The sequence below is a fragment of the Staphylococcus sp. M0911 genome (assembly GCF_003491325.1).
In the GTDB taxonomy this organism is placed as follows: domain Bacteria; phylum Bacillota; class Bacilli; order Staphylococcales; family Staphylococcaceae; genus Staphylococcus; species Staphylococcus warneri_A.
In genome coordinates this window covers 603,305-622,863 of sequence record NZ_CP022881.1, presented here as the reverse complement: position 1 = coordinate 622,863, position 19,559 = coordinate 603,305, and the positions used below count along the sequence as shown (strand labels likewise).

Sequence of the window (19,559 nt, the reverse complement as noted above, 5' to 3'; positions counted from 1 at the left end):
TCTTCTAAATATTCGTACTATTTAAAAGATAACAATCACTATTAATCAGGTTGTTACAACTATATTATATTATGCTAAGATATAGATAACAAATATAAATAAACTAATTATTTATAGATAAAAACTATGACAAATAGGAGATGACCTATGAAAATCATTCAATTAGAATATTTTTTAGCCGTTGTAAAATACAATAGTTTTACGAAAGCCGCTAATTTTTTACATATTAGTCAACCTTCCTTAACTGCAGCTATTAAAAAGATGGAAGCTGATTTAGGATACGATTTATTTATGCGTACCACTAAAGATATCAAAATCACTGAAAAAGGTATTCAGTTTTATAAATATGCTGAGGATTTAGTAGAATCCTATCGTTCTACAGTTGAAAAAATGTATGATTTAAATGTGTCTTCGGAACCCCGTATTAAAATGGGCATTTTAGAATCTACGAGTCAATGGATGGCCAATGTCATTCATGCTCATCACAAACATTATCCTAATCAACAATACCGTATTTATGAGGTACATGATCAACATCAATCTATTGAGCAACTTACCAACTTTAATGTTCATTTTGCCTTAACAAACGAGGAAATACGCCATCAAGATATTACATCGATCGCATTATATAAAGAATCTTATATATTACTAACACCTAAAGATGCATTTCCAAAGCAAAAAACGATTCAATTGGATGAATTACCTTTAATTTTGCCGAATAAAAATTCTCAAGTTCGTAAACACTTAGATGATTATTTTAATAGAGTAGGTATCCACCCTAATATCATTATGGAATCTGATCGTTTTGAATCCGCTACTAATCTAGTCCATTTAGGTATTGGTTATGCGGTTATTCCTCGATTTTATTACCAATCATTTAATACACGGAATTTAGACTACATTAAAATACGCCCTAATTTAGGACGCAAAATTTATATTAATTATTTAAAAAAGAGAAAGCACTCTGAACAAGTACTTTCTCTTATTGAACAATGTATTGATTATTGGAATTTATAATAAGAAGTGATGCACTAAATTCGCAATCAGTTTCGCTGTACGATTGTCTTGATCGTATTTAGGGTTCATTTCAGCAATACTTACTGATTTAACCTTTTCACTTGGGACAATGCGCTTTGCTAATTCAAACACTGTATGTGGATAGATGCCCAAGACTGCTGGAGCACTTACACCTGGAGCAAAGGCACTATCTACAACATCCATACAAATCGTAAACATGATTACATCATGATCGTGAATAAATCGTTCAATCATATCTTTAATCGGTGGTGATACTTGATGTAATAATTCATCAGCATAAACAAATGATACACCTTTTTCTTTAGCATAGTCGAATAAACCTTGTGTGTTACCACCTTGAGATATACCTAATACCATGTAATCTGCATTGTCATCTTGTTCTAGTATTTGTCTAAAACTCGTACCTGAAGTGGATTCACCTTCATCACGTGTATCAAAGTGGGCATCAATATTAATAACCCCAATTGACTCATTAGGATACACTTGTCTAGTCGCTAAATATTGTGCATAAGCGATATCATGCCCACCACCTAATAAGAATGTTTGTTTATGATTATGAATAGACTTGGCTGCTAATTCTGCAAATTCCTTTTGAGTATCAATTAGTGCGTCATGATCATGCTCGACATTTCCATAATCAACGATTTGTTCACATTGATTCAAATCTGGTAAGCCAGCGAATGCTTTTTTTATCGCATTAGGCCCCTCTTTTGCACCTACACGCCCTTTATTTAGTTCTACACCTTTATCAATCGCATAACCTAAGATACCAACACCTTTTTGTTTAGATGCTAATTCTACTTGTCTTAAGTCATTAAATTGAATAGTTTGAAAATGTCTAAATTGTTTTGCATCTGTTTCACTATCTAATCTTCCGGTCCATAAGCTTGGTTCAGCTTGTTGATACATTGTTCTTCCCCCTTGATTTCTTTGCTTTATCCTTATAATTAAAGTATAACTTTGGCACATACTTAATTCAATGTTGTTCTTATATTCCCGTTTATCCTAAATTTAATTACGTTTATAATTCATTACGATTACATTTTGATGATAATTAAAATAGACAATTTATCTATCATCTTTTAAGATGTATAATTGTAAATAAAACAATAATTGCTTGTTTCCGTAATGGAGGTTACATAAAATGAAAAACAATCGAATTTCTGGGTTTCAATGGGCACTGACAATATTTGTGTTTTTTGTCGTAACAATGGCCCTATTCATAATACTTAGAGATTTCCAAGCAGCATTAGGGGTGAAACGTTTTGTATTCGACATTACAGATCTTTCCCCATTTATTGCAGCTATCATATGTCTACTTGTCTTTAAACATAAAAAAGAACAAATGGCGAGTTTAAAATTCACTTTTAGTCTCAAAGTTATTGAGCGTTTATTACTCGCATTAATCATACCTTTATTTATTTTTATTATCGGTATGTTCTGCTTCAATACATTTGCAGATAGTTTTATATTACTACAGGCATCTGATTTATCTGTGTCAATATTCGCAATTTTAATTGGTCATTTAATTATGGCGTTCGTAGTAGAATTTGGTTTCCGTTCATATTTGCAACACATCGTTGAAACTAAGATGAACACATTATTTGCTAGTATTGTTGTAGGTATCATTTACTCTATATTTAATGCTAATACAACATACGGCCTTGAATTCGCTGGCTATCATTTCTTATATACATTTGCTTTCTCAATGATTGTGGGTGAGTTAATTAGAGCCACTAATGGACGTACTATTTATATTGCTACGCTTTTCCACGCAGCAATGTCATTTGGTTTAGTATTCTTGTTTAGTGAAGAAATTGGCGATTTATTCTCTATGAAAGTCATCGCCTTAGCTACAACTGCGGTTGGTTTAATCTATATCATTTCAAGCTTAATCATTCGTGCTATCTTTTATAAAAAGACGAATCAAAGTTTAGACGAAGTAGAACCTAATAATTATTTAGATCACGTTAACGATGATAAGGACAATGATTATTCTGAAACTAATCATGATTATAGTTCAAGATCAGACGATCATGACCACCATAAAGACGCATTAGATTCTAGACATCAAGATAATAAACACGACATTCAAAACCATGATGATGCCCATGACTCTGATTCAACTGATCATTTAAAAGAACATTCATCATATAAACAAGATCGTCGCTCATCTGTTGTTTCTGATTTACAAGATGAAATCAAACAGACTGAAGAACATAGCCCTAACAATAAATATTAAGATTATAATTAAAACCGTCCATTCGTTGATTTGAATGGACGGTTTATTTTGTGAATGATAATTAAATTAGTTTATCAGAACATTGACTCATACTTTAAAGATATTAATCTTGTCTGTTCATCTTCTTAACACCTTGTTGTGTTCCAATAATTGCTTGGTCAGCAACATCAAGGAAGTAGCCTGTTTCTAGTACTCCTGTGATATGAATTAAAAATTCATGCATTTCATAAGGATCGATACCTTTTGGTAATGCACAATCTAAAATATAATTACCATTATCAGTCGTAAATGGGACATCATCCGTAACACGACGTCGTGTTGTCACGCCGCCAATTGTTTCTATTTTCTTAGCAACTTGATACCAGTTAAATTTATCTACTTCAACCGGTAATTTAAATGTTTCACCTAGGTAGTTAACAACTTTGTTTTCATCAGCAATAACCACAAAACGGTCTGCCATTTCATCGATTACTTTTTCTCTAAATAGCGCTCCACCGCCACCTTTAATGAGGTTGAGTTGAGGATCTACTTCGTCAGCACCATCAATAGCTAAATCAATTTTTTCAACATCATTCACATCAACAATATTAATATTTAATTCTTTAGCTAAAAACGCCGTCTTATTAGAAGTACAAACACCGATAATATTATAATGCTTTTCTTTAATAAGTTGAGCAATTTTAGGCACTAATAACTCAATTGTAGTTCCTGTTCCAATACCAAGTGTCATACCATCCTCGATTTGACTTAAAACATCATCAAGCGTCATCAATTTAAGTTGTTTTACATCATTCATCACGTCATGAGCCCCTTTTCTAAATCGTTTACATTTCTTATTTTACATGACTTTTTCAATTTAACATACCGTATTTGACGTTTAATTTTTAATATATTTTAAAATCTTTCATAAAAATACAAATGTATAGTAAAATATCACTTAATCAATCTTTTAAGGGGGGACCATAATGATACCAGTGTATGCTATTTCTACCGGAAAGATAGAATCGCTACAATACAATGAGGCTAAACCCATGCAATCAGCAATTAATAAACAACCTTTTAAAGGTCAAATGTGGTTGTCAAAATTAGGATTTGTTGATGATGAACAAGCTTATAAAGATCATGGTGGTCCAGATAAAGCGATATGTTGTTTTAGTAAATCGAACTATGACATGTATCGTGATGACTTACTTGATATGCCAGACTACGCCATGTTTGGTGAGAATTTGACAATCGAAGATTTAGATGAAAGTAACGTTTATTTCGGCAACCAATATCAATTAGGCGATGCAATTATCGAAGTTTCTGAAATTCGAGAACCCTGCTGGAAAATCCAAGCAAAGTACGGGATTTCTGATTTAGTCAAACGTATGTCTCAATCAGGAAAAACAGGTTTTTATTGCCGCGTCATTAAAGAAGGATTTGTGAATCAACATCATCACTTAGAATTAATAAAGGAAGCTGAATTGGACACACAACTCTCTGTACAAACATTAAACGATATTTATTATAACGACAGAAAAAATGCAGACCGAATCGCATTAGCATTGAAGAATCCATATTTATCAGCTAAAAGATATGAGAAACTAGAAAAAATGTATCAACGTGCAACAAAATAAACATAAAAATAAAACAATAAAAAGAGTAGAACAAAAACATCGTAAATGACGATGTTTGTTCTACTCTTTTGCTTATTTTTCATGAATTTGATAGCTCGTTTGTGAATAAAACATTTCATTAGCTTTTAATATTGAATAAGCTTGATCACCATATAAGTTAATATCATTTGGCAAATATTGTGCCTCGATTGTTAAACCCGAATGTGCTTTATAAATATTGGCGTCACTTTTCCAATTTTTCGGTTGGTTAAATGTATATAATACGACATAAGGCATATCAGTTTTAACATCTAATTGAAACTCATCATTATCTATTGATAATTGTTGTTCCCCTACTTTAAATGGATGATCTAAACCATTAAATTGAGCCACTTGTTGTGCTATTTGATCATGGCTACTTTCAAATATGTCTTTAAAGTATATGTCGTCCTTATTAAATATCCGTTGTAAATCTAACGTACTGTCTGAACTGATCATATGCTCCTCATTAAGTGGATACATATTCAATTTAGAACTAGACACTCGATGATTATCAATAACGTTATTATCACGATTAAGATTAAAATAAACATGGTTCATCGGGTTAAACAAAGTAGTCTTTGTTGATGTAGCTTCATATTGAATTGTCCAACAATGATCTGCATCATATGTATGAGTGACTTTAATCTCCATATTTCCAGGATAATGATCATCTGTTTCTTGTAACGTTGTTTTGAAAATGATTTTGACATGTCCTAAATCGTCTATAACTTCATAGTCAAATAATTTAGAGTCTAAACCATGGTTGCCACCATGTATATGATGTTGGCCATCGTTGGCCTCTAACTTGTATGTTTCTCCTTCTAAATTAAAAGTCGCATTTGAAATACGGCCACCATATCGTCCAACAGTCGCCCCAAATCTAAATGGATTATCAAAATAAAATTCATCCGCTTCAACAACATTCCCTAATACAATATTGTTGTCATGATATTTCCATGACACAATTCTTGCACCATAATTAGTAAACACAATTTTGGTCTCTTCATTATCAATTTTAATTAAGTCTACACCATATCTTTGATGCTCAATTTCAACATTCATTACATACTTCTCCCTTTCAAACACGTTTATTAAGCCCTATGTGGCAGCAGCATAATTAAAACGCCTATTAAACAGACTAATGCACCCAATATATCGTATTTATCTGGCATATTCTTATCAATAAGCATAGACCAAACTAAACTCATAACGATGAATACGCCCCCGTATGCAGCATATACTCTTCCAAATGTTGGAAATGTTTGTAGTGTTGCAATCACACCATACAAAATGAGTATCAAGCCGCCAATAACGCCTAGCCAGGATGGTTGACCTTCCCTAAGCCATAACCATATTAAGTAGCCGCCTCCAATTTCACATACACCCGCTAATATAAATATGAGAAATGAATACATCATCACAATCATAACGCCTTCCTATTAATTATCTATGAAACTTCACTTTATACAACATACATGAAGTCATATTAAATATCTACCTCTTAAATCAGAGACATGGACTTTATTGTGCTTTCGTTAAATACATATGTCTATGTAACTCGGGATAGTGAGTCACTAATCAATGTTTAATGTCAATTGTGACGCGTATTTATCATCTATTGTATAATATTAACGTGCTTTCTAATACATACATATTGTTACACTTTTTCTACTAATATGCCATAGTAAAATGCAAATTAAAGAGGAAGAACATTTTGTAAACTCTTACAAGTTTAATTTAATGCACTTCCTCTTTTATTTATTTTTTCATAACCTTTTTAATGGTGTTAAAAAGTCCTTTTTCAAAAGTTAATACAGAATCTTTATATGTTTTAACAGCAATCCATAATAAAATAAGCATGACTACAACTGAGATTAATATACTAACGATGATTTCCCAAATTTGTAACTCAGTCGATTGAGCACGTACTAACAATTCAAAAGGTGCTAAAAATGGAATAAAACTAGTGATTTTTATTAATAATATTTCTGGTTTAAACATACTAAAAATCGCGATATAAAAAGCAATCATTGCAAATAACGTTAATGGCATTAACGTTTGATTAATATCTTCAATTCTTGTTGCTAAAGAACCTAATATAGCTGCTAACAATACGTATGTTAAGATGCCTATAATCATACATAACAGACCTACGATTAAAACTTGCCAAGTGATATGACTCATGGATACATCGAAACCTTTTAACATTCGTTTTAAATCAAAGGCAAAGATACAAATGATAGCTACAACAACAATCATTACGATTTGTGTTAACGCGACAGCGATAACCCCTGCAATCTTAGCCATAATATGAGTAATGGGCGACACACTAGTAATAATCATTTCAATGACTCTTGATGTTTTCTCTGTAGCAATTTCCATTGCGACCTGCGTTGCATAATTGAAAACAATAAAGAACATCAACATTAGTATCGCATACACTAGAACTAAATTAAGTAGTTTTTGACCTTCATTCAATTGTTGATTTTTCTTATCTGAGAGGACTTGACTGTCAACCTTACTTTGAGACTGTAATTTTTTCAAATCATTGTTATTGAGATGTAGTTGCGATGCGACTAGTTTTGATTGAATTGATGTCAGTATCCCATTTACTTTTTGCTCTTTTTCTTGTGAGACACTTTCTTTACTGATAATAGTTGCTGATAACTGTTGTTTATCTTTCAGCTTAATGATATAGGCTTCTTTTAGCTTTTCATTTTTTACTTGCTTCTTAGCTTCTTGTTTATTTACCTTCTTAAATGAAGAATCTTCATCAATCACATTTCCTTGTTGCTTAATGGCTTTATATATGGGTTCACTATTCGTTACGATACCGATTTGATCACCGTCACCTTTAAACATATCCATGATTTTATCGGCATTGGATAATGCTATCATTAAAATAATGACAATCGCCATGAAGATGATAAAGGATTTAGATTTCACTTTACTCTTATAAGTAAGGCCGAATGTAGCCCAAAATTTATTCATGTAAATCACCCACCTTATCAATAAAGATGTCTTTCAGAGAAGGCTCTAACACTTGGAATCGACGTACATATCCATGAGAGATGACTTGATGATATACATTTTCTGCAACGGATTCATCTTGTATCGTCACTTTAATATGGCGTTTATTGGTTTCAATATCCAACACACCTTCAATATCTGCTATGTCAGGCATTGATTTATCCGTTTCAATGATAACTTGTTTATAACCATGTGATGCTTTCACGTCATGTATGTCACCTGAAACTACAAGTTCACCATGGTTCAAGATACATACATCATCACATAACTCTTCAACATGTTCCATACGATGAGAACTATAAATAATTGTTGAACCTTGATCATTCAAATCCTTTACGGCTGATTTGAGTAATTCAACATTAACAGGATCTAATCCACTAAAAGGTTCATCTAATATCAGTAATTCAGGTTGGTGCAACATACTTGCTAATAATTGAATTTTTTGTTGATTACCTTTGGATAATGCATCAATGCGCTTATGACGATTTTCTGTAATAGCAAATCGTTTGAGCCAATAATCAATATTTTTCTTAATGTCAGATTTAGACATTCCTTTGAGTGTTGCAAGATATGTTAGTTCATCTTCAACAGTCATTTTGGGATGTAAACCACGTTCTTCTGGTAAGTAGCCAATTCGATTATACATTGATTGATCTATCGCATGGCCATCATATGTAATGTGTCCTTCAGTTGGTTCACTTAATCCTAATATCATTCTAAAGGTAGTTGTCTTACCTGCACCATTACGTCCTAAAAAGCCTAGCATTTTCCCTTTTTCAAGATGGATAGAAATATCATTGACTGCTGTAAATTGATTGAACTTCTTCGTCACATGATCAATATGTAATGACATGTTTACCCTCCCCAAATCATATTTTTATTATTATTTAATATAACATTATTAGTTCTATTAATGAATTTAGATTTTGCAATATGTCAAACTTTACAATTATTTATGTAAGCACTATCATTAATTTTATCATAGAAGATTAAATTAAAATTAACTTCTTAGAGATAATTAAACAAGACATCAAATTTAAAGGGGATATATAGAATGAGTTATAGTATTGGTATCGATTACGGCACAGCATCTGGTCGTGTCATTTTAGTAAATACATCTGATGGAAAAATTGTTTCAAGTTATGAAGAGACTTATCAACATGGTACCATCGCTGAAGAATTAGGTGGAGAAACCTTACCCCATAATTACTTCTTACAACATGCTGGTGATTATCACCACGTATTAGAAAACGGTGTGAAACACGTTTTAGAAGAAAGCCAAGTTAATAAAGATGAGGTCGTAGGTATTGGTGTTGACTTTACTAGTTGTACAGTCGTCTTTTTAGATGAAAATTTCAAACCATTACATATGAATGAAGACCTAGCAAATCATCCTCATGCCTATGTTAAATTATGGAAACATCATGGCGCTCAAGACGAAGCAACTCAAATGGTTGAAGCCAATGAAAAAGCCAATCAAAATTGGTTAGATTATTATGGCCATAGTGTAAACAGTGAGTGGATGATTCCAAAAATTCTCGAAGTAAAACATAAAGCACCTGAGTTATTAGAACGTTCCCATTATATAATGGAAGCTGGAGATTATATGACGAGCTTACTCGTCAATCAAAATATTCGCTCTAACTGTGGTATAGGATTCAAAGGATTCTATGATGAGGTGAATGGCTTTAATTATGATTTCTTTGAAACTGTAGATCCAGAATTACCACAAATCGTCAAAGATAAATGTGAAGCACCTGTCATTCAAATTGGAGATAGCGCTGGTTCATTATCAGAGTACTATCAAAACTTATGGGGACTATCCTCAAATGTACAGATTTCCCCTTACATGATTGATGCCCACTCTGGCGTTTTAGGTGCAGGTGCAATTGAAAAAGGTGAATTCACACCGGTTATAGGAACAAGCACGTGTCACTTAATGTTAGACCCGAAACAAGAACCTATCCCTTCTATTACAGGTTCAGTTAAAGACGCTATTATTCCAGGGTTATATGCTTACGAAGCGGGTCAAGCAGCTGTAGGTGATTTATTTAGTTACTCTGAACGAATGGCTCCACAACATATCGTTGAAGAAGCAGCGAAACAAGATAAGAGCGTCTTAGAATATTTAGAAACACTTGCATCACAAATTTCTGTTGAAGACCAACACGTAGTTGTCTTAGACTGGCACAATGGTAATAGAAGTATTTTAAGTGATAGCCATTTAACAGGTAGTGTCTTTGGCTTAACATTGCAAACACCTTTTGAAATGGTTCATCGTGCTTACTTAGAATCTACTGCTTTCGGTACTAAAATGATTATGAAACAATTCGAAGATAATGATATTCCAGTTCATACTGTTTATGCTTCTGGCGGTATTCCTAAGAAAAGTCAATTACTCGTCGACATCTATGCTAACGTATTAAATAAAAAAGTTCTCGTCTTAGAATCTTCAAACGCAACAGCATTAGGCGCTGCTATGTTGGGCGCAAATGTGGGTGGTGCATATGATACATTAAGAGAAACCGTACAACACATGAAGCAACCTGTATACTATGAAAAACAACCAGACCCAGAAAAAGTAAAACATTATGAAAAACTATTTGATAAATATCAAAAACTCCATGATTTACTTGGTCGTGAACATCCAGAACTATCATATATCCACGAAACAGAATAATTGTTATTAAATATAAATAGCTATACTTGTCGTTGATCATATTGATTCAACGCAAGTATAGCTATTTTTATGATTAAAGTTTTTATGTGTCAAATATATATGACACTTACTTTCAAATAAAAGCTAGCATCATTAATGACACTAGCCTTTAAAAATTTAAATTTCATTTGTTGTATTGCGATATAACTTCGCTTTGTCAACTGGATTGTAATTCGGTTCGTTAACCGGTTCGTTCATTTCATATTTAGGACTTGGGCCATATTTGTTGCTTTCCTTCTTACTATCTAAGCAACTCACCACAATATTATAAACACCGAATACGAGACAGATTAAAGCGATAATATAATATGTGATCAATACGCCTACATTATCTATTAGGCCACTAGCATTAATAACAATATTAAATACATTCAATAATACCCCAATGACAAACGCAATCATTGGAATCAACATTGAACGAGAAGTGTCATGGAAGCGACGTGCTAAAATAGCCAAATTAGGAATAATGGTAGCCAATGAATAAATGAGTATATAAATAGTCCCAATAAATATACAAATAATCCCAACACCTAAAGCGCCACTACTTTCATTAAATGCACCTAAGAATAAACTTGGGTAACCAATAATCATAAGTATAATGGCAGGACACATAAAGATTAAATGCCATAATTGCATAAACCAATATTCACTACGTCTAGATCTCCCTTTAAAATTAAAATAATTTGACCAAAATAATTTAAATGATGCTTTAAAACCAACTTTTTCTCTCATGTTAGTGGCTCCCTTCAGATCATCAATTCAATTTATTTTATTACTCTTAACAACTCTGATACATTAATTAAGTAATAATATTGTTTCTATTGTCATTGTATCAAACAACAAGACATTTAAAAATATAAATCAAAAATATTTTAAGAAATTTTAGAATAAATTCTTATAACAAATATTTTTATAGAGGTGCCAAATTTATGGATTTTAGACAACGTAGCACAACGGACATTGCTAAAGCTTTACTCGGTGTTCGTATTATATATCAAGATGATCAACAAACATATAGTGGCTATATTGTGGAAACAGAAGCTTATTTAGGTATTAAAGATCGTGCTGCTCACGGATATGGTGGAAAGCGAACACCTAAAGTGACATCTTTATATCAATCAGGTGGTACGATTTATGCACACGTTATGCATACGCATCTACTAATTAACTTTGTGACAAGAGATGCTGGTGTACCTGAAGGTGTGCTTATACGCGCAATTGAACCTGAAGATGGTATTGAAGCTATGAAAATTAATCGTGGCAAAAGTGGGTTTGAAGTAACTAATGGTCCTGGAAAATGGACTAAAGCCTTTAATATTCCACGTTCAATTGATGGCGCTACTTTAAATCAATGTCGCCTTTCTATCGACATCAAACATCGTAAATACCCTAAATCAATTATTGAAAGCGGACGTATAGGCATACCGAATAAAGGCGAATGGACTAACAAACCACTTCGTTACACAGTTAAAGGGAACCCTTATGTTTCTCGAATGAAGAAATCAGACTTCCTAAATCCTGATGACACTTGGAAATAAAATGATAGAGGCCAGAACAACTTCAATTCTGACCTCTAAAATTGATTTTATTGCACGTTGATATCCCCAGAGTCATTAAACATCTCGACGTTATTGTCCCCTTTTCCAATTCGATGACGCTTAAATCCTTTGTTATCAAACTTTGATTCTCCTGAATCATTATGTGCAATAAATGTTGTGTTTTTAGGGTGATGTTGATAATTCAAAGTAATATCTCCACTATCGTTCGATACATATAAGGGTTGATCTGGAACACTCTTACTCAATTCTATATCGCCTGAATCATTGTTTACTTTGCGGTTGGTGAATTCAATGTGAGTTGTTGATATATCTCCTGAATCATTGTTTACTTTTAGTTTTCCTAGCTTACTATCTTTCAAGAAAATATCTGATGAATCTACCGTAATATCTGTATTCTTACTTATTATATTGTCGATAGTGACATCACCAGAGTCACCTTTTACAGTTAAATGATCAATCACTTTTGGAACTGTGATTACTAATTTGTGCTTTGTCATGTAACCAATTCTAAAATTAATATTTGATTGATGGTCTTGATCACTAATATGCCACTTCCCATTTTTCACACTACTATTGACTTTCTTATCTTCGTTGCCTTTTTCTTTAATTGAGAACTTACTACCATGTTTGATTTCAATATCACTTTCATCAACATCTAAGTTAATGCTATTAATACGCTCTTTATAAACTTTATTTAACTTAGTGCCATTGTCTTTCTTTGAAGCTAATGTTTTCCATTCTGAAAAAACGCCTATACCAAAACCAATACTTAAAATTAGTCCAAAAATAAATAACGTTAAGACTAGCTTTTTCATGAATGAACACTTCCTTTCACAATTGAGATATTCCATTTTAAATACATAATCGTTAATTTAAGTATCCAATGACATAAGAAAATGCTAATAGCTAATAGCATTAAACCGACACCAAACATGAAACCACTCATATAAACATCATATAAAATAATAGAATTTACACCTTCAGTAATATATTTAATAATTAAAAATACTGGTGCACTTAAGAGTGTGATTGTAAATACAACTAAAGTAAGCAAAAACATAAATAAAAAGAATGCCGGTACTAATACAATAAAGAAATTAAGTAATCCTAAACCCATGACCGCTAAAATAGCACTCAAAATATTTTTTGCATTCTTTTTCTCATTAACTTTATCAATAGCCAATGAAGCATTTAATTCTTTAGCAATCATCTTAGGATTTCCTAAATGTTTTGCAATCTCTTCTTCAGATTTACCTTCATTTTTACCACTTACAAAATGTGTTTCGTACTCATTATAGATATCCTTTTTCTCATCTTTATCCATATGTTTTAAATGACTTATGAGTTGTTTTAGATAAGTATCTTTATTCATTGCGTTCACTCTCCTCTACAAAGGTATTAACTGCATTTGAAAACATTTGCCATTCTTCTTTCAATAATGATAATCTTTCTTGACCTTGATCGGTAAGCCGATAATATTTTCTTGCTGGTCCCTCGCTTGATGGTTGATAATACGTCGATAGTTCTCCGTTCTTTACCAATCTTCGTAGCAAAGGATAGACAGTGCCTTCTGCAATCGTCATATAACGAGAAATATTTTGTACTAAAGAATAACCGTACTGATCTTCTCGTTTAATGATAAGTAAGACTATCAGTTCTAATGCACCCTTTTTAAACTGTGTGTTCATAGTTAAACCTCCATAGTGTAATAATCAGTACTGAACATTACACAGTAGTTAGTATCTATAATATAACACCCACTACTGTACATTGCAAGGTACTAGATAATAATTACTTACGAATAATCATATTCTCTTCTTCCACACTTTTAAATTAATAAAGATAAAAACTTTTTTAGATTAATGATTAATAGTCAGAAATATAATTGGTATTAATTTCAAAACTAGATTTATTGTGCACACATATGTATAATGGATATTGTGGCTTTTTATAACGCTTACATATTTTAATTGAATAGCACATAAACATAGGTTTTGGGATAACTTCTACGGGGGAGTTAAAATGATTGAATTAGATGCTATTACCACACTGTGTTTAGCATGTATTTTATATCTTATTGGTCAAACGATCATTAATCATGTCTCAATTTTAAGAAAAATTTGTATTCCAGCACCAGTAATTGGTGGTTTAATTTTTGCTATTTTAGTAGCTGTCTTAGATTCATTTAATATTGTAAAAATTAAATTAGATGCCTCATTTATACAGGATTTCTTTATGTTGGCATTCTTCACAACGATCGGACTCGGTGCATCTCTTAAACTATTTAAAGTTGGCGGAAAGGTCATGCTATTGTACTTTATGTTCTGTGGTATTATGGCATTCTGTCAAAATGTAATTGGTATTTCATTAGCGAAGTTATTAAATATCAAACCTTTACTAGGTTTAACTGCAGGGTCAATGTCAATGGAAGGTGGTCATGGTAATGCGGCCGCTTATGGTAAAACCATTCAAGATATGGGGATTGATTCCGCTGTCACAGCCGCCCTTGCAGCCGCAACATTAGGCTTAGTATTTGGTGGTTTAATTGGTGGACCAGTTGTTAAGTTCTTAATTAAACGTTATAACCTAAAACCTGAACATAGTGACGATTCATTTAAAAATTATGGTGAAGTTGATTATAATCAATCACTTCATGAAAAATATAAACCTACTCAAATTTTCTTTATACAGTTCACGATTTTAGTTTTCTGTATGGCACTTGGTACATATATTGGAAATACATTTACTGATTTAACTAACGTTAATATACCAATGTATGTAGGTTCAATGTTTGTCGCAGTATTCGTGCGTAATATTTCTGAAGCTGCTGGTTTCAACATTGTTGACCTAAAAATTAACGAACAAATTGGAGATATTTCGCTAGGTATCTTCTTATCATTAGCTTTAATGAGCATTCAGCTAACTGAAATTTACTCATTAGCTTTACCATTAATCATTATAGTTCTTGTACAAGTTGTATTTATGATCTTGTTCTCTATTTTCGTTCTATTTAGAGGTTTAGGAAAAGATTATGATGCAGCAGTAATGGTCGGTGGATTTATAGGTCATGGTTTAGGTGCTACACCTAATGCAATGGCGAATTTAGATGTAATTACTAAAAAATATGGCAATTCTCCAAAAGCCTATTTAGTTGTCCCTATTGTCGGTGCTTTCTTAATCGACTTAATAGGTGTCATTATTGTTATGGGCTTTATACAATTTTTCCAATAATAAAATACCCGTACGCAAGACATGGTCATGTCTTACGTACGGGATTCTTTTATTTATCTCATCTTAATATAATTAACCTCTATGGATATCTAAACCACGTTGCTCAGCCCAAGATAACAAATCTGCATTAAATATCATATCTTTATGTGTTAATTCATTAATATCTTTAGCATCTAACATTGTCATTATTTTCTTTATATGATCTAAAAATGATTCGACATATTCAATGGTTTGTGTGATTCCGGCTTGCTCAACTTGATTTAAAAACGGACGCGACATACCTACCGCTTTTGCACCTAACGCCAAACATTTCACAGCATCTAATGGTGTACGTAAACCGCCACTCGCAAAGACATTCAGTTTATCTTGAAAATCAGAACTTTCTAATAGTGATTCAACTGTTGATTGTCCCCAATTAGATAAATAGTCCATATCTTTATTTGAACGTCTCTCGTTTTCAATATCTACGAAATTGGTTCCACCACGTCCACTGACATCGACGTATGTAACACCAACGTTAAGCAGTGATTTATATGTCTCTTTACTCATACCAAATCCTACTTCTTTCACAATCACTGGTACATTTACTGCTTTAACAATTGCTTCGATATTTTCCATCCAATTAGCAAACTCACGATTACCTTCAGGCATCACTAATTCTTGTGGTGAGTTAACATGAATCTGTAGTGCCTGTGCATCTAATAATTCAACAGCTTTAACTGCTTTGTCTACAGGTACATCAGCACCAACATTACTAAAGATAACACCGTCTGGATTCGTTTCTCGAACAATCGTAAATGATTCTGCCATTTTAGGGTTTCGTAATGCAGCATGTGTTGAGCCTACCGCCATTGCAAGCCCCGTTTCACGTGCAACAATCGCTAATTTTTCATTAATTTGTTTTGTCCATTCACTACCACCCGTCATGGCATTAATATAAACTGGATATTTCATATTAAAATCGGACGTCTTAGTTGTTAAATCTACATCATCTACATCAATATTTGGAATCGAATGATGAACAAACCTCACTTTATCAAAATCAGATAATGTAGCATCATGTTGAGCCATCGCTATTTCAACATGTTCATTTTTTCTTTGCTCTCTCTGAAAGTCACTCATTACTATACCGCCTTTTCCAAATGATTCATTTTATAATTACAAGGTTTAAAACCATTTTTTTCTTTTGAAGAAGATAATTAAAATAATTGATATGATTAGCATGACAAATAGACAAATAAAGTAGCCATAATGCCAATTTAATTCTGGCATGTACGCAAAGTTCATGCCGTAGATACCTGCAATAAAAGTTAAAGGTGAAAATATTACAGATACTAATGTTAAGATTTGCATAATATTATTCATTCTAAATGAAGTATAGGATTCGTAATTTTCACGTATTTCATTTGTCATTTCTTGAGATGTACGAATTACATTACGTTGTTTAATTAAATGGTCATCAATATGTTGAATGTACATAGAATGCTTTGTATCGATAATTAACTTACCTTCACTTTTAATCGTATCTACCAATTCTTGCATTGGGAATAAAACTCGCTTTATTTTAATCAAATCAGAACGTAGTTGGAATACATTATCCATTACGCTTTTACTATAGCGATCATCTACATGTCTGTCCTCAAATGTATATACCTTATCTTCAATGTCATAAACAAAATTAAAATATTTATCTACCATGCTATCTAATATATGTATCACTATATCCGCACAGTCCAAATCAGAAACATGATGTTTTTGATTATCTTGAACTACTTTTTTAAGTGATTCAAAGCGTTTATGATGATATGTTACCAATGTATTACCTTGCAAGAAAACATTTAAAGCAATAGCAGCATAATCATGTGTTAATATACTGTGAAAAACAATATATTGATAGTCTTCATATGCCTTGTATTTCGCACGAGGAATGCCATTAATCGCATCATCGATTTCTAAATAGTTAAAGTCAAAATGATTTCTTAAAAATTCATTTTCTTTCTCTGTAGCATCTTCAAAATCATACCAAACAATTGTCGCTTTACTTGGAACATCTTCTATGCGACTCACCTCAGTTAAAGGTTGGGTAGTTGTTTGGTATCGAATGGTCATCGTCATCTCTTTACCCCCTGATAAGCAATTCTTTTTTATTTTATCATGAATTGAATTACGTGTATGTCTTAATTTAATTTAGTAAAATAAGTATCAAGCAAACAATAAAGGAGTAATAGTCATGTCTCAAACATTTACTGTAAGTAAAACAGTGACAGAAGATTTTATCGATCACAATAATCATATGCATGATGCATACTATAATATCATTTTTAGTGATGTCATTGATGATTTTAATTATAGTCACGGTCTTTCTTTAGATGAACGTGCACAATATGAATACACAACATTTACAATTGAAGAACATACTAGCTTTTTATCAGAACTAACATTAAATGAACAATATTACGTTGAATTATATATTTATGATTACGATTATAAACGCGTTCATTTCTTTTTAAGAATGATTCGTCAAGATGGTGAAGTTGCTGCAACCAATGAAGTCATGATGATGGGAATCGACCAAAACAAGCGCCGTTCTGCCGCGTTTCCAGAAGATTATTATCAACAAATTGAGCGCTATGCTCAACAAGAACAACTAACAATTGAATGGCCTAAGCAATTAGGTCATCGTATTGGTATTCCTCATAAGGGGGATCAATCATGAGTGAATCTATCCGCTATACCATCCAAAACGAATTACTAGATTTGTATGATGATGTCAAAGTAGGACTAAGTGACTTAAACGAACAAAAAGCGTTGACTATCAATGGTCCTGCTTCCAAGTTATTCAAACGTGCGACACGTATGAGTTATATACAAGGACAAAAACAAGCCATAGATGAAATGAATCAATTACTTGAAACATATGACGAAGATGAACAATTCCTTGAACACTATAATCAATTAGCAAGTCGTATAAGAAATGATAATATTGAAAAAGTCTTTTCATTTAGTAATTTGACTGATATTCCGAGTCACTTTGAGGAAACAATAGCTGATCTTTACTTTTCAAAGGGACAAAATTTCATTATCAAACATATCAATTCTATTATGGAATAAACAAAAACGATGAACAACATAGATTGTTGCTCATCGTTTTTGTCATTTTAATTATTATTAAGTGCTTTGGTAATTTGTTTAATCACTTTATGTGATTCTCGTATTGGATACAGTGGGAAATCATGAACCATTCTTGGATATTCATAGAACGTAATTTCTTGACCCATCATTTCTAATTTTTCTTTAAATAAATGCATATCTGGATTGATCATTTCTCTTCCACCACCAAACATATAAACAGGTGGTAAGCCTTCTATTGGACCATATATTGGAGATACACGTTTATCTGTGAGAGGCACACCTTCTGCCCAACGTTTCATAATCTCATTGACACCGAAACGACTAATTAATATATCTTTCCCTAAAAGTTCATCTGTGATGTCTTTGTTTGATAATGTAGCATCTAATAATGGTGAAATTAAATATAATTGGCGTGGTACTGGTTCATTATTTTCGATGAGCGTTTGAACTAAATTCAATGCCAGTGCGCCACCAGATCCATCACCCATCACAATAATATGTTCAGCACCTACTTCATCCACGAGTTGATTATAGACATCTCTCACTGCTTTTTCTGTATCTTCAATATGATAGTCTGGTGCTTTAGGATAAATAGGTAACACCACTTCATGTATGGTAGATAATGTTAACTTATCAATAAATCTCCAATGAAATGGTGAAGGTTGCAACGTATTATAACCACCATGTAAATACAATATTTTTCTTTTTGACTCGTGTCTAAAGTTAAATCTAAATACCTGCATATCCCCTAACATCAGTTTATCTAAATTCGCTTTAACATTTAGTGTAGAGGGTTGTTTATGTTTTTTTTCATTTTCAATTTGTCTTTTTTCAAAAAACTTATCCACTGCTTCATCATTGTCGAAAAATATTGAACGATTGTGCAGAATATACTTGTTTACCACTCGGTTCATGAATCGATTCTTCATAAATAACTAAACCTACCTCTTTGCAATTTTTAAAATTAA

21 protein-coding genes are annotated in these 19,559 nt (G+C 32.3%); 8 read left to right on the top strand and 13 right to left on the bottom strand.

Going from position 1 to position 19,559, the window contains the following annotated elements:
• Positions 1 to 147 precede the first annotated feature (147 nt).
• Entirely contained in the window at positions 148 to 1,017 is an 870-nt protein-coding gene (locus ssp1_RS02855) for a LysR family transcriptional regulator (RefSeq protein ID WP_002451966.1), read from the top strand.
• On the opposite strand, the gene hutG is transcribed toward ssp1_RS02855, so the two are convergent.
• Positions 1,012 to 1,947, bottom strand: coding sequence for a formimidoylglutamase (hutG, locus tag ssp1_RS02850; protein WP_002451965.1), 936 nt, complete (start codon positions 1,945 to 1,947; stop codon positions 1,012 to 1,014). The two genes, ssp1_RS02855 and hutG, sit on opposite strands and share 6 nt — an antisense overlap.
• A gap of 235 nt (positions 1,948 to 2,182) precedes the next feature.
• Here hutG and sdpC point away from each other — a divergent pair, with 235 nt between their 5' ends.
• Positions 2,183 to 3,280, top strand: a complete 1,098-nt coding sequence (gene sdpC / locus ssp1_RS02845; RefSeq protein ID WP_075778184.1) for a peptidoglycan release complex CPBP-like subunit SdpC — start codon at positions 2,183 to 2,185, stop codon at positions 3,278 to 3,280.
• A gap of 103 nt (positions 3,281 to 3,383) precedes the next feature.
• Here sdpC and ssp1_RS02840 read toward each other — a convergent pair whose 3' ends face one another.
• Positions 3,384 to 4,076, bottom strand: a complete 693-nt coding sequence (locus tag ssp1_RS02840) for a ribose 5-phosphate isomerase A (RefSeq protein ID WP_075778183.1) — start codon at positions 4,074 to 4,076, stop codon at positions 3,384 to 3,386.
• Positions 4,077 to 4,245: 169 nt separating this feature from the next.
• Here ssp1_RS02840 and ssp1_RS02835 point away from each other — a divergent pair, with 169 nt between their 5' ends.
• Entirely contained in the window at positions 4,246 to 4,899 is a 654-nt protein-coding gene (locus ssp1_RS02835) for an MOSC domain-containing protein (protein WP_049424181.1), read from the top strand.
• 72 nt (positions 4,900 to 4,971) lie between these two features.
• Here the strand turns inward: ssp1_RS02835 and ssp1_RS02830 are convergent, their stop codons facing one another.
• The 4 genes from ssp1_RS02830 to ssp1_RS02815 all read right to left on the bottom strand — a co-directional run bounded on the left by ssp1_RS02830 (position 4,972) and on the right by ssp1_RS02815 (position 8,803).
• Positions 4,972 to 5,982, bottom strand: a complete 1,011-nt coding sequence (locus ssp1_RS02830; protein WP_002451961.1) for an aldose epimerase family protein — start codon at positions 5,980 to 5,982, stop codon at positions 4,972 to 4,974.
• Positions 5,983 to 6,011: 29 nt separating this feature from the next.
• Positions 6,012 to 6,338: a YnfA family protein gene (locus tag ssp1_RS02825; RefSeq protein ID WP_037552511.1), complete on the bottom strand. Its 327-nt coding sequence runs from the start codon at positions 6,336 to 6,338 to the stop codon at positions 6,012 to 6,014.
• Positions 6,339 to 6,678: 340 nt separating this feature from the next.
• Entirely contained in the window at positions 6,679 to 7,911 is a 1,233-nt protein-coding gene (locus ssp1_RS02820; protein WP_075778180.1) for an ABC transporter permease, read from the bottom strand.
• Positions 7,904 to 8,803 carry an ABC transporter ATP-binding protein gene (locus ssp1_RS02815; RefSeq protein ID WP_075778179.1) on the bottom strand — a complete coding sequence of 300 codons (900 nt, stop codon included), beginning with the start codon at positions 8,801 to 8,803 and terminating at the stop codon, positions 7,904 to 7,906. Before ssp1_RS02815 ends, ssp1_RS02820 begins: the two co-directional genes overlap by 8 nt.
• A gap of 201 nt (positions 8,804 to 9,004) precedes the next feature.
• Here ssp1_RS02815 and ssp1_RS02810 point away from each other — a divergent pair, with 201 nt between their 5' ends.
• A complete protein-coding gene (locus ssp1_RS02810) occupies positions 9,005 to 10,630 on the top strand; it encodes a ribulokinase (RefSeq protein ID WP_075778178.1) in 1,626 nt (541 codons plus the stop codon).
• Positions 10,631 to 10,786: 156 nt separating this feature from the next.
• On the opposite strand, the gene ssp1_RS02805 is transcribed toward ssp1_RS02810, so the two are convergent.
• Entirely contained in the window at positions 10,787 to 11,401 is a 615-nt protein-coding gene (locus ssp1_RS02805; protein WP_075778177.1) for a DUF805 domain-containing protein, read from the bottom strand.
• Between the two features lie 197 nt (positions 11,402 to 11,598).
• Here ssp1_RS02805 and ssp1_RS02800 point away from each other — a divergent pair, with 197 nt between their 5' ends.
• The gene (locus ssp1_RS02800; RefSeq protein WP_075778176.1) at positions 11,599 to 12,207 is read left to right on the top strand and encodes a DNA-3-methyladenine glycosylase; all 609 of its coding nucleotides are present in this window, start codon (positions 11,599 to 11,601) and stop codon (positions 12,205 to 12,207) included.
• A gap of 47 nt (positions 12,208 to 12,254) precedes the next feature.
• Here the strand turns inward: ssp1_RS02800 and ssp1_RS02795 are convergent, their stop codons facing one another.
• Genes ssp1_RS02795 through ssp1_RS02785 form a run of 3 tightly spaced genes read right to left on the bottom strand, consistent with a single transcriptional unit; the run spans position 12,255 to position 13,916 of the window.
• Positions 12,255 to 13,043: a DUF4097 family beta strand repeat-containing protein gene (locus ssp1_RS02795; RefSeq protein WP_118828107.1), complete on the bottom strand. Its 789-nt coding sequence runs from the start codon at positions 13,041 to 13,043 to the stop codon at positions 12,255 to 12,257.
• Positions 13,040 to 13,600, bottom strand: a complete 561-nt coding sequence (locus ssp1_RS02790) for an HAAS signaling domain-containing protein (protein WP_049424193.1) — start codon at positions 13,598 to 13,600, stop codon at positions 13,040 to 13,042. Before ssp1_RS02790 ends, ssp1_RS02795 begins: the two co-directional genes overlap by 4 nt.
• Positions 13,593 to 13,916, bottom strand: a complete 324-nt coding sequence (locus ssp1_RS02785; protein WP_075778174.1) for a PadR family transcriptional regulator — start codon at positions 13,914 to 13,916, stop codon at positions 13,593 to 13,595. Before ssp1_RS02785 ends, ssp1_RS02790 begins: the two co-directional genes overlap by 8 nt.
• 334 nt (positions 13,917 to 14,250) lie before the next feature.
• On the opposite strand from ssp1_RS02785, the gene gltS reads away from it, so the two are divergent.
• Positions 14,251 to 15,459, top strand: coding sequence for a sodium/glutamate symporter (gene gltS, locus ssp1_RS02780; RefSeq protein WP_118828106.1), 1,209 nt, complete (start codon positions 14,251 to 14,253; stop codon positions 15,457 to 15,459).
• A gap of 72 nt (positions 15,460 to 15,531) precedes the next feature.
• On the opposite strand, the gene fni is transcribed toward gltS, so the two are convergent.
• On the bottom strand, positions 15,532 to 16,581 hold the full coding sequence (fni, locus tag ssp1_RS02775) for a type 2 isopentenyl-diphosphate Delta-isomerase (RefSeq protein WP_075778172.1): 1,050 nt from the start codon (positions 16,579 to 16,581) through the stop codon (positions 15,532 to 15,534).
• Between the two features lie 45 nt (positions 16,582 to 16,626).
• The gene (gene corA, locus ssp1_RS02770) at positions 16,627 to 17,574 is read right to left on the bottom strand and encodes a magnesium/cobalt transporter CorA (protein WP_075778171.1); all 948 of its coding nucleotides are present in this window, start codon (positions 17,572 to 17,574) and stop codon (positions 16,627 to 16,629) included.
• Between the two features lie 115 nt (positions 17,575 to 17,689).
• Between corA and ssp1_RS02765 the strand changes: the two genes are divergently transcribed.
• Positions 17,690 to 18,175, top strand: a complete 486-nt coding sequence (locus ssp1_RS02765; RefSeq protein ID WP_107535878.1) for a thioesterase family protein — start codon at positions 17,690 to 17,692, stop codon at positions 18,173 to 18,175.
• Positions 18,172 to 18,570: a hypothetical protein gene (locus ssp1_RS02760; RefSeq protein ID WP_075778169.1), complete on the top strand. Its 399-nt coding sequence runs from the start codon at positions 18,172 to 18,174 to the stop codon at positions 18,568 to 18,570. Before ssp1_RS02765 ends, ssp1_RS02760 begins: the two co-directional genes overlap by 4 nt.
• A gap of 47 nt (positions 18,571 to 18,617) precedes the next feature.
• Here the strand turns inward: ssp1_RS02760 and ssp1_RS02755 are convergent, their stop codons facing one another.
• On the bottom strand, positions 18,618 to 19,520 hold the full coding sequence (locus tag ssp1_RS02755) for an alpha/beta hydrolase fold domain-containing protein (protein WP_049424203.1): 903 nt from the start codon (positions 19,518 to 19,520) through the stop codon (positions 18,618 to 18,620).
• Positions 19,521 to 19,559 lie beyond the last annotated feature (39 nt).

What these genes read in the sequence shown, in the direction of transcription:
- ssp1_RS02855 (WP_002451966.1), top strand. Translation starts at nt 148, where the DNA reads ATGAAAATCATTCAATTAGAATATTTTTTAGCCGTTGTAAAATACAAT.
- hutG (WP_002451965.1), bottom strand. Translation starts at nt 1,947, where the DNA reads ATGTATCAACAAGCTGAACCAAGCTTATGGACCGGAAGATTAGATAGT.
- sdpC (WP_075778184.1), top strand. Translation starts at nt 2,183, where the DNA reads ATGAAAAACAATCGAATTTCTGGGTTTCAATGGGCACTGACAATATTT.
- ssp1_RS02840 (WP_075778183.1), bottom strand. Translation starts at nt 4,076, where the DNA reads ATGAATGATGTAAAACAACTTAAATTGATGACGCTTGATGATGTTTTA.
- ssp1_RS02835 (WP_049424181.1), top strand. Translation starts at nt 4,246, where the DNA reads ATGATACCAGTGTATGCTATTTCTACCGGAAAGATAGAATCGCTACAA.
- ssp1_RS02830 (WP_002451961.1), bottom strand. Translation starts at nt 5,982, where the DNA reads ATGAATGTTGAAATTGAGCATCAAAGATATGGTGTAGACTTAATTAAA.
- ssp1_RS02825 (WP_037552511.1), bottom strand. Translation starts at nt 6,338, where the DNA reads ATGATGTATTCATTTCTCATATTTATATTAGCGGGTGTATGTGAAATT.
- ssp1_RS02820 (WP_075778180.1), bottom strand. Translation starts at nt 7,911, where the DNA reads ATGAATAAATTTTGGGCTACATTCGGCCTTACTTATAAGAGTAAAGTG.
- ssp1_RS02815 (WP_075778179.1), bottom strand. Translation starts at nt 8,803, where the DNA reads ATGTCATTACATATTGATCATGTGACGAAGAAGTTCAATCAATTTACA.
- ssp1_RS02810 (WP_075778178.1), top strand. Translation starts at nt 9,005, where the DNA reads ATGAGTTATAGTATTGGTATCGATTACGGCACAGCATCTGGTCGTGTC.
- ssp1_RS02805 (WP_075778177.1), bottom strand. Translation starts at nt 11,401, where the DNA reads ATGAGAGAAAAAGTTGGTTTTAAAGCATCATTTAAATTATTTTGGTCA.
- ssp1_RS02800 (WP_075778176.1), top strand. Translation starts at nt 11,599, where the DNA reads ATGGATTTTAGACAACGTAGCACAACGGACATTGCTAAAGCTTTACTC.
- ssp1_RS02795 (WP_118828107.1), bottom strand. Translation starts at nt 13,043, where the DNA reads ATGAAAAAGCTAGTCTTAACGTTATTTATTTTTGGACTAATTTTAAGT.
- ssp1_RS02790 (WP_049424193.1), bottom strand. Translation starts at nt 13,600, where the DNA reads ATGAATAAAGATACTTATCTAAAACAACTCATAAGTCATTTAAAACAT.
- ssp1_RS02785 (WP_075778174.1), bottom strand. Translation starts at nt 13,916, where the DNA reads ATGAACACACAGTTTAAAAAGGGTGCATTAGAACTGATAGTCTTACTT.
- gltS (WP_118828106.1), top strand. Translation starts at nt 14,251, where the DNA reads ATGATTGAATTAGATGCTATTACCACACTGTGTTTAGCATGTATTTTA.
- fni (WP_075778172.1), bottom strand. Translation starts at nt 16,581, where the DNA reads ATGAGTGACTTTCAGAGAGAGCAAAGAAAAAATGAACATGTTGAAATA.
- corA (WP_075778171.1), bottom strand. Translation starts at nt 17,574, where the DNA reads ATGACGATGACCATTCGATACCAAACAACTACCCAACCTTTAACTGAG.
- ssp1_RS02765 (WP_107535878.1), top strand. Translation starts at nt 17,690, where the DNA reads ATGTCTCAAACATTTACTGTAAGTAAAACAGTGACAGAAGATTTTATC.
- ssp1_RS02760 (WP_075778169.1), top strand. Translation starts at nt 18,172, where the DNA reads ATGAGTGAATCTATCCGCTATACCATCCAAAACGAATTACTAGATTTG.
- ssp1_RS02755 (WP_049424203.1), bottom strand. Translation starts at nt 19,520, where the DNA reads ATGAAGAATCGATTCATGAACCGAGTGGTAAACAAGTATATTCTGCAC.